The sequence below is a fragment of the Actinophytocola sp. genome, assembly GCF_009379765.1.
GTDB lineage: Bacteria > Actinomycetota > Actinomycetes > Mycobacteriales > Pseudonocardiaceae > Actinophytocola.
Genome location: NZ_WHTD01000086.1, coordinates 25,861 through 34,610 on the forward strand (window position 1 = coordinate 25,861; position 8,750 = coordinate 34,610).

Below are 8,750 nucleotides of genomic sequence, written 5' to 3' on the forward strand. Positions count from 1 at the left end.
AACGGATTAGGTTAGGCTTACCTCCGCGCCACACGGACTAGGGAAGGTTGGTCGATGCCAGAGAACCCGGTGTACGACGTGGTCGGAATCGGCTTCGGACCGTCGAATCTGGCTCTGGCGATCGCCATGGCGGAGCACAACGAGACCGCGGAACACAACGAGACCGGGCAACCTGTGTCCGGCCTCTTCCTCGAGCGGCAGCCGCGCTTCGGCTGGCACCGGGGCATGCTCATCGAGGACGCGACGATGCAGGTGTCCTTCCTCAAGGACCTCGTCACCATGCGGAACCCGAACAGCGACTTCAGCTTTCTGTCCTATTTGCACAGTGCGGACCGGCTGGTCGACTTCATCAACCAGAAGTCGCTGTTCCCGCTGCGCGTCGAGTTCCACGACTACCTGGAGTGGGCGGCGACCCGGCTCGACCACACCGTGCGCTACGGCAACGAGGTCATCGCCGTGCGGCCGGTCACCGAGGGTGGCACGGTCGAGAGCTTCGACGTGACCGCCAGGCACGGCAACGAGACCACGACCTGCCGGGCCCGCAACCTGGTGTTCGCCGTGGGCCTCGAGCCGCACCTGCCCGACGGCGCGACGCTGTCCGGGCGGGTCTGGCACAACCGCGACCTGCTCGGCCGCGTCGAGCGCCTCGGGGAGGATCCGCGGCGGGTGGCCGTGGTCGGCGCGGGCCAGAGTGCCGCCGAGGTCACCAAGTTCCTGCACGACCGCTTCCCGCGTACCGAGGTCTGCGGCGTGTTCTCCCGCTACGGCTACAGCCCGTCGGACGACTCGCCGTTCGCCAACCGGGTGTTCGACCCCGATGCGGTGGACCACTTCTACACCGCGCCGGAGCACGTCAAGGAGATGATCCTCGACTACCACTCCAACACGAACTACTCGGTCGTGGACACCGACCTCATCGAGGAGCTCTACCGGCGCACGTACCAGGAGAAGGTGCTCGGCACGCCGCGGCTGCGCCTGTTCAACGTCTCCCGGGTGGTCGAGGCGGTCGAGGCCGGCGACAGCGTGCGCACCACCGTCGAGTCGCTGGCCACGCACGAGAAGACCGTGCTGGACTGCGACATCGTCGTCTACGCCACCGGCTACCGCCCGGTCGACCCGCTGCGCCTGCTCGGCGACCTCGGCGCGCTGTGCCGGCGGGACGAGCGCGACCGGCCGGTCGTCGCCCGCGACTACCGGGTGCGCACCGACGCCGAGCTGCGCTGCGGCCTCTACCTGCAGGGCAGCACCGAGCACACGCACGGGATCTCCTCCTCGCTGCTGTCGACCACCGCGGTGCGTGCCGGGCAGATCCTGGAGTCGATCACGGCCCGGCAGGCCGCACCGCGCGCGGCTCTGGCGATGAGCGCGTGGAGCGCACCGTGAGCCTCACTCCGTACGCCTTGTTCCGCGCCGAGGTCGTGCGGACGAGGCAGCTCACGCCGCACCTGCGGCGGATCACGTTCGGCGGGCCGGAGCTCGCCGACATGGTCAGCGCCGGGCTGGACCAGCGGATCAAGCTGTTCTTCCCGCTGCCCGGCCAGGACGAGCCGGTCGTGCCGCGCGGTGAGAACTGGTACGGCGAGTACCGCGCGATGGCCGAGCACGAGCGACCGTTCATGCGCACCTACACGATCCGACACTTCCGGCCGGCGGAGCGCGAGCTCGACGTCGACATCGTCCTGCACGGCGACACCGGTCCCGGCTCCACCTGGGCCGGCCGCGCCACCGCGGGTGACCGGGTGGCGATCCTCGCCCCGGACGCCCGGCACACCCCGATCGTCGGCTACGAGTGCAAGCCGCCTGCCGACACCGACTGGATGCTGCTCGCCGGCGACGACACCGCGTTGCCGGCGATCACCGCGATCGTCGAGTCGCTGCCGGCCGGGCGAGGCGCGCTGGTGTTCCTCGAGGTCGACTCGCTCGCCGAGATGACGCCGATGGACTCCGCGGCCGACGTCCGGCTGACCTGGCTGTCCCGCGGCGGGAGGCCGGCGGTCGGCTCCGCCGACAAGGCTGGGCTGTTGCGCGAGACGATCGCCCGCACCGCCTTCCCCGACGGTAAGCCCTACGCGTGGCTGGCCGGCGAGTCGAGTGCGATCACCGACCTGCGCCGGCACCTCGTGAACGAGCGCGGCGTCGACAAGGAGCTCATCTACTTCTCGGGTTACTGGTTGCTGGGCAGCCCCATCGAGTAAGCATGGGGGCGTGTACGACTACTCCGCTCAGTACCCGAGCCTGCGCTTCGCCGATCTCGACAACGGGATCCTCGAGGTAGCCATGTCCGCGCCCGGCCGGCTCAACGCCGTCGGCCACCAGGGCCACCGCGACCTCGCCACCGTCTGGCCGTCGATCGACCGGGACCCCGACGTGCGGGTCGCGGTCATCCGCGGCGAGGACGGCGTGTTCTCCTCCGGCGGCGACCTCGACCTGATCACCGACATGTCCGAGGACTTCGCGGTCCGCATCCGGGTCATGCGTGAGGCCCGCGACCTCGTCTACAACGTGATCAACTGCTCCAAGCCGATCGTGTCCGCGATGGAGGGCCCGGCCGTCGGCGCCGGTCTGGTCGCGGGACTGCTCGCCGACGTGTCGATCGCCGCCCGCGATGCCCGGATCATCGACGGGCACACCAAGCTCGGCGTGGCCGCGGGCGACCACGCGGCGATCGTCTGGCCGTTGCTGTGCGGCATGGCGAAGGCCAAGTACCACCTGCTGACCTGCGAGCCGCTGTCCGGCGAGGAGGCCGAGCGGATCGGGCTGGTGTCGCTGTGCGTCGACCAGGACGAGCTGCACGACACCGCGCTGAAGGTCGCCCGCAGGCTGGCCTCGGGCTCGCAGTCGGCGATCCGGTTCACCAAGTACGCGCTCAACAACTGGCTGCGCCAGGCCGGGCCGATCTTCGACGCGTCGCTGGGGCTGGAGTTCCTCGGCTTCGACGGGCCGGACGTCACCGAGGGCGTGGCGGCGATCCGCGGCAAGCGCCGTCCCGAGTTCTCCGGGCCCGCCGCCGAGTAGCGCGGTACGGTCCCGCGCAGGCCTCTCGGGGGGAACACGATGACACCTGCGCGGAAGAACGCCGCCGACGACACGGGGATCGTCGGGATGCTGGTTGTCGGCATCCTGTGCGCGACGGCGGGTCTGCTGAGCCTCACCGCCGCGGTCGGCGCGGCCGTACCGGCGGTCGGCGCCGCGGTGAACGTGGAGAGCACAGGCGTCGGCGCGATGTTCGGATACCTGTTCGCCGCGTGCTTCTTCGGCCTGCCCGGGCTGGTGGCTCTCGCCGGCGTGCGGCGGACCAGGCGCAGGGCGCGGGCGGCCGCCGGCGAGCCGCACCCGGTGCCGGCCTCGTTCGCCGGCACGTCGTCGATGCCGCTGCCCGACGGCCCCGGGCTCCCCCTGCGCTGGGCGGTCGCGGTGCCGCTGATGCTGCTGGCCGCGTTCGGGCCGTGGATGGGCGCGCTGGTGCTCGGCACGTGGTCGGACCTGGCGTTCCACGACCTGTTCTCGTCGTACGTCGACCGGCCGCGCACCTCCTTCGGCGCGGAGTTCCGGGAGAACCTCGCGACGTCCTGGCAGCAGGCGCTGCTGCCAGCCCTGGTGACGGCCGGGTTCCTGGTGCGCCGCCACCGGATGGCGTCCTGGCCCGCGGCATGCCTGGCGATGGCGATGGTCATGATCTTCTTCGGGCTGCTCACCCGGATCGCGTTCGACGCCGACGGCCTGGCCGAGGCACTGCCCGACATCGCGTTCGGCGTGGCGGTGATCTGGTCGAGCCACGCGCTGGGCGGGCTCGCCGAGCACGTGCTCAGCCGGCCGATCGCCACCGACGTGGTCGCCTCCGGCATGGAGATCGCGTTCCGGCTGCCTCGCCAGCGCGCGCGGCTGCGGGTCCAGGACAACCGGCTGGTGCTCGACCGGATCGGCACCCGGCGGCGGCACCGCCGCACCAGCACGCCCCGCGTGGTCATCCCATGGTCCGCGCTCACCGACGTGCGGGTCGAGGAGCAGCGCACGGACGTGTCCTGGGCGCCGGTCGAGGGCAGGACCCGGCTGGTCGAGGTGCCGGCCGGGCCCGCGGTGCGGATCGAGGCGACGAACCAGACCTGGCTGCTCCCGGCGGCCTCCGAACGGGTCGCGCAGACCATCGTCACGGTGATCACGATCCGCGCTCGTGAATAAGACCCTTGCGATGATATGTAGTACACCTGCTATCGTTTGACTGACACATTCGATAGGAGGTGGACCGTGGCCGTGGTTGACGAGGCGGACGCGCCGGTGCGGGAGGAGCGCCAGGTGGCCGAGAACGTTGTTCTCGATGTCCGTGATCTGCGGATGCGGTACGGGACGACAGATGTCCTGACCGGGGTGAACTTCATCGCGCGTACCGGTGAGGTGGTCGCGCTGCTGGGCCCGAACGGTGCCGGCAAGACGACCACGATCGAGATCCTCGAGGGGTTCCGGATGCGCTCGGCCGGGGATCTCTCGGTGCTGGGCGTGGATCCGGCGCGCGGGGACGAGAACTGGCGGGCGCGGCTCGGGGTGGTGCTGCAGTCGTGGCGCGACCACGGGCGCTGGCGGGTGCGTGAGCTGCTCGAACACCTTGGCCTGTACTACGGGCCGTACTCCACGGACCGGATCCTGCGGCCGTGGAACGCGGACGAGCTGATCGAGGTCGTCGGCCTCACCGAGCACGCGCACAAGAAGATCAGCAGGCTCTCCGGCGGCCAGCGCCGCAGGCTGGACGTGGCGATCGGCATCGTGGGGCGGCCGGAGCTGCTGTTCCTCGACGAGCCGACCGCCGGCTTCGACCCGGAGGCGCGGCGGGAGTTCCACGACGTCGTGCACCGGCTGGCCGACGAGAACACGACGATCCTGCTGACCACGCACGACCTGGACGAGGCGGAGAAGCTGGCCGACCGGATCCTGATCCTGGCCGGCGGCACGATCATCGCCGACGGCTCGGCCGACGAGCTGGCCCGGCGGATGTCCACCGAGGCCGAGGTCAAGTGGACGGTCGACGGCCAGCGGTTCGTGCACTCGACGCTGGACGCGACCGGCTTCGTGCGGGAGCTGTTCGTCAAGCACGACACCGCGGTCGCAGACCTCGAGGTCCGCCGGGCGAGCCTGGAGGACGTCTACATGGTGATGGTCAAGGAGTTCGAGTCGGGCCGCCGCGACGCGGCGATCCATGAGTTCGAGGGGGTGCACCCGTGAGCCCGACGATGGTCGCCGCGCGGGCCGGCGTGACCCGTGGCCGGATCGAGCTCCGGCAGAGTTTCACCAACGCCCAGGACCTGTGGAACTACTTCTTCCCCACCGTGATCTTCCTGGTGGTGCTGTTCTTCATGAAGGGCGCCGCGGTGCCCGGCACGAACTTCAACCTCGGGTCCCGGACGCTGCCGAGCATGCTGGGGATGAGCGTGGCCTTCAGCGGCCTGGTCACGTTGATGATGGCGTTGGCCCTGGAGCGCGAGGACGGCACGCTGTTACGCGCCAAGGCGGTGCCCAACGGGATGCTCGGCTACCTGGTCGGCAAGCTGGTGCTCGTCGCGGGGATGATGATCGCGAGCATGGCGATCATCCTGCTGCCGAGCTCGTTCATGCTGGAGGGCCTCGCGCTGACCAGCGTCACGGCGTGGCTCACGCTGGCCTGGGTGGTGGTGCTCGGCCTGATCGCGACGCTGCCGCTCGGGGCGATCTTCGGGTCGCTGTTCTCCAACCCGCGCAACGCCGGCGTGATCATGATGCCGGTGATGGGGCTGGTCGCGATCTCCGGGATCTTCTACCCGATCTCGTCGTTCCCGGAGTGGCTGCAGGGCGTCGCGCAGGTGTTCCCGATCTATTGGCTGGGCCTCGGCATGCGCTCGGCGATGCTGCCGGGCGACCTCGCCGCGGTGGAGATCGGGGAGTCCTGGCGGCACCTGGAGACGGTGGGCGTGCTGGGCGCGTGGGCGGTCGTCGGGCTGGTCGTGGCGCCCATCGTGCTGCGCAGGATGGCCCGCCGGGAGTCGGGCTCGAGCGTGGCCGAGCGGCGCGAGAAGGCGATGCAGCGGACGACATGAGTGCCCGATGAGCGAGGTCATCTACAACCGGATCGCGGTCCTGCGGGTCGAGCGAGGGGTCTCACGCCGGCAGCTGGCGGACGCGCTCGGGGTGCACTACCAGACGATCGGCTATCTGGAGCGGGGCGAGTACAGCCCGTCGCTGTACCTCGCCCTCCGCATCGCCGAGTACTTCGAGGTGGCGGTCGAGGTGGTCTTCTCCACCTCGCCGTTCCCCCGAATCGGTGACTCCGAACAATCGGCCTAGGCCTTAGGCTGGCCTTTTCTGTCGGTCAGGTACCCATAATGGCTGACATGGCGGACAGCAGCGTGGCTTTCGGCAGTGTGCCGACCGAGCTGGGCGACGTACTCGCGGCGGTCACCCCCGACGGGTTGGTGGCCACCGCGTTCACCGACTCGCCGCACATCCGCGCGGCGATCGCGGCCCGGCTCGGTCTGTCGGATGCGGAGGACCCGTCACCGGCCTCCGGCATCCTGGCGCAGCTGCGCGAGTACTTCGGCGGCCGGCGGCAGGCGTTCGACCTCGACGTGGACTGGCGGCTGATGTCCACCGCGCAGCGTCGGGTGCTGGGCACGCTGTACGAGACGGTGCCCTACGGCAAGGTCGTGACCTACGGGGAGCTGGCCAACCGCAGCGGGTCCGGGATCCCGCCGCGCGGCATCGGCTCGATCATGGGCAGCAACCCGATTCCCATCGTCGTGCCGTGCCACCGCGTCGTCGCCGGCGACGGGCTCGGCGGGTTCAGCGGTGGCACCGGTGTCGAGTCCAAGCGGCGGCTGCTCACGCTCGAGGGATACCTGCCGCCCGGCCTGTGGTAAACAGTTCGTTTCGCGGGCCATGATGCGATACTTGTTCGTGACGATGCGGCACGAATGTGGGGAGTATCCATGGCGGCGGGAGGGCCGCGGCCGGTTGTCAGCCGGCGGCGGGAGGTCGGGGGCGGCAGCGCTCGCTCGCTGCTGACCACGGTCCTCGGCGAGTTCGTACTGCCGTCGAGCACCCCCGTGTGGACCGCGATGCTCGTCGACGTGCTCGGGCTCTTCGGCGTCGAGGAGAAGGCCGCCAGGCAGGCGTTGGCCCGCACCGCGGCCGAGGGCTGGCTCAGCTCCGACCGCGTCGGGCGCCGGGTGCGCTGGAGCCTCACCCGTCCCGGCCGGCGGCTGCTCGCCGAGGGCGCGGAGCGGATCTACGGCTTCGGCAGCGGCGACCGGCGATGGGACGGCCGGTGGCTGGTGCTGCTCGTGTCCGTGCCCGAAACCATGCGCGACCTGCGGCACAAGCTCCGCACCCGGCTCAGCTGGGCGGGCTTCGGCTCGCCGACGGCGGGCGTGTGGGTGACCCCGCACCCGGGCGCCGAGGCCGACGCGAAGCTGATCCTGGACGAGCTGGACCTGTCCGGCCAGGCGATGTCGTTCCTGGCGAACTACGGCGCGCTCGGCCAGGAACGCGGCATGGTGGCGAGCGCGTGGAACCTCACCGAGGTGGCCGAGCGCTACGACGCGTTCATCGCCGAGTTCGCCGCGCTGGCGCCGGACTCGCCGGACGGCGTGCTGCGCGCGCAGACCCAGCTGGTGCACGAGTGGCGCCGCTTTCCGTTCCTGGACCCACAACTCCCCGCCGACCTGCTCCCCCCGAAGTGGAGCGGCACAACGGCGACGGCCCTGTTCAACGAGAAGCACCAGCTCTGGCGCGCGCCAGCCCTGGAGCGCTGGGCCCAGCTGGTCAGCGACATATCAGGTCGTGTCTGCTAGTGCCCCCGCCGGAAGTTCGCCACATAATTCGCCGGCCCAGCTTCCTGCTGGCGGCGTTGCCGATCCGCCCAAGTACGCTCCAGTACGAGGACGAATCGGCGCCTTGCCAGCAGAAACCTGGACTCGCCGACTTACGCACCGGACTTCCGGCGGGGGACACTAGTTGCGGGCGCGGTCGTGGATGATCATGGCGGCCAGCAGGACGCCGCCGAGGTAGGTGGTGGCGTATGTGTCGTAGCGGGTGGTGTGCGCGGTCTTCTTCGACCGCAGCATCGCTCGGGTGTTGGGATGGGAGTGGCCCTGTCCGCCAGCAGCCGAAACGCGGCAGTGTCCCCGCCGCAGTGTCCCCGCTGCGATGCGCGGCCAGCAACCGTGTCAGGTACGGGTTGTCACCGGCCTGACAGGACCGCGACGGGATGGATCGGGTATGTGCCCATCAGCTTGCCGCCGGACACGTGTTGGGTGACAAGGCTTTCTCCAGCCGGGTTGTCCGTGGCCGTCCTTGGTCATCTGCGCCGGTGCGGGATCACGGCGACGGTTCCCGTGCTCGCTGGTCACGTCAGTGGCCAGGAGAGTGTGCCGGTCCGAGGTCTGCCTGCGGTCACGGCGGGTGTGTGCCGACCCGATGGGGTGAAACTGTTGCCGTACAACGGAAACCGTGCTGCAGGTCGGGTAGAATCGACCATATGTGCGAGCCGATTGTCGATCTACCCGAGGATGCTTCCCCCGAGGCGGTGCCGTTGGCTACGGCGCGCGGGTTCACGCGAGCGGCCTGGCAGAACGAGGGACACTCACTTGAACAACTCGCCGTGTTCGCCGCCGCCAGCGGCAGCGAGTTCGATGCTTTGGAGGTCGCGGCGCTGCTGGTGATCTCACCCCGCGCCGCGCAGGAGCGGCTCGATCTCGCCATCACGCTGACGACCCGGTTGCCGAAGA

At 70.1% G+C, this 8,750-nt stretch carries 10 protein-coding genes; all 10 read left to right on the forward strand.

What is annotated here, in order from left to right:
• The first annotated feature begins 54 nt into the window (after window positions 1–54).
• Complete coding sequence (locus tag GEV28_RS24570) at window positions 55–1,383, forward strand: lysine N(6)-hydroxylase/L-ornithine N(5)-oxygenase family protein (RefSeq protein ID WP_291414541.1); 1,329 nt, start codon at window positions 55–57, stop codon at window positions 1,381–1,383.
• Window positions 1,380–2,195 (forward strand): siderophore-interacting protein, encoded by an 816-nt coding sequence (locus GEV28_RS24575; RefSeq protein WP_291414543.1) that lies wholly within the window; start codon window positions 1,380–1,382, stop codon window positions 2,193–2,195. The genes GEV28_RS24570 and GEV28_RS24575 overlap by 4 nt, the downstream gene beginning before the upstream one ends.
• 10 nt (window positions 2,196–2,205) lie before the next feature.
• Window positions 2,206–3,015 (forward strand): enoyl-CoA hydratase/isomerase family protein, encoded by an 810-nt coding sequence (locus GEV28_RS24580; RefSeq protein WP_291414545.1) that lies wholly within the window; start codon window positions 2,206–2,208, stop codon window positions 3,013–3,015.
• 39 nt (window positions 3,016–3,054) lie between these two features.
• Window positions 3,055–4,179: a hypothetical protein gene (locus GEV28_RS24585; protein ID WP_291414547.1), complete on the forward strand. Its 1,125-nt coding sequence runs from the start codon at window positions 3,055–3,057 to the stop codon at window positions 4,177–4,179.
• A gap of 153 nt (window positions 4,180–4,332) precedes the next feature.
• Window positions 4,333–5,214 carry an ABC transporter ATP-binding protein gene (locus tag GEV28_RS24590; protein WP_291414562.1) on the forward strand — a complete coding sequence of 294 codons (882 nt, stop codon included), beginning with the start codon at window positions 4,333–4,335 and terminating at the stop codon, window positions 5,212–5,214.
• Window positions 5,211–6,062: an ABC transporter permease gene (locus tag GEV28_RS24595; RefSeq protein ID WP_291414549.1), complete on the forward strand. Its 852-nt coding sequence runs from the start codon at window positions 5,211–5,213 to the stop codon at window positions 6,060–6,062. Before GEV28_RS24590 ends, GEV28_RS24595 begins: the two co-directional genes overlap by 4 nt.
• A 7-nt stretch (window positions 6,063–6,069) precedes the next feature.
• Window positions 6,070–6,309, forward strand: a complete 240-nt coding sequence (locus GEV28_RS24600) for a helix-turn-helix transcriptional regulator (protein ID WP_291414550.1) — start codon at window positions 6,070–6,072, stop codon at window positions 6,307–6,309.
• Between the two features lie 47 nt (window positions 6,310–6,356).
• Complete coding sequence (locus tag GEV28_RS24605; RefSeq protein ID WP_291414552.1) at window positions 6,357–6,881, forward strand: methylated-DNA--[protein]-cysteine S-methyltransferase; 525 nt, start codon at window positions 6,357–6,359, stop codon at window positions 6,879–6,881.
• Window positions 6,882–6,950: 69 nt separating this feature from the next.
• Window positions 6,951–7,814: a PaaX family transcriptional regulator C-terminal domain-containing protein gene (locus GEV28_RS24610; protein ID WP_291414554.1), complete on the forward strand. Its 864-nt coding sequence runs from the start codon at window positions 6,951–6,953 to the stop codon at window positions 7,812–7,814.
• Window positions 7,815–8,500: 686 nt separating this feature from the next.
• On the forward strand, window positions 8,501–8,750 hold a 250-nt coding region (locus GEV28_RS24615; protein WP_291414555.1), incomplete at its 3' end, for a hypothetical protein.

Excerpts from the sequence above, each read along its gene's own strand:
- GEV28_RS24570 (WP_291414541.1), top strand. The coding sequence starts at position 55 with ATGCCAGAGAACCCGGTGTACGACGTGGTCGGAATCGGCTTCGGACCG.
- GEV28_RS24585 (WP_291414547.1), top strand. The coding sequence starts at position 3,055 with ATGACACCTGCGCGGAAGAACGCCGCCGACGACACGGGGATCGTCGGG.
- GEV28_RS24590 (WP_291414562.1), top strand. The coding sequence starts at position 4,333 with ATGCGGTACGGGACGACAGATGTCCTGACCGGGGTGAACTTCATCGCG.
- GEV28_RS24600 (WP_291414550.1), top strand. The coding sequence starts at position 6,070 with ATGAGCGAGGTCATCTACAACCGGATCGCGGTCCTGCGGGTCGAGCGA.
- GEV28_RS24605 (WP_291414552.1), top strand. The coding sequence starts at position 6,357 with ATGGCGGACAGCAGCGTGGCTTTCGGCAGTGTGCCGACCGAGCTGGGC.
- GEV28_RS24610 (WP_291414554.1), top strand. The coding sequence starts at position 6,951 with ATGGCGGCGGGAGGGCCGCGGCCGGTTGTCAGCCGGCGGCGGGAGGTC.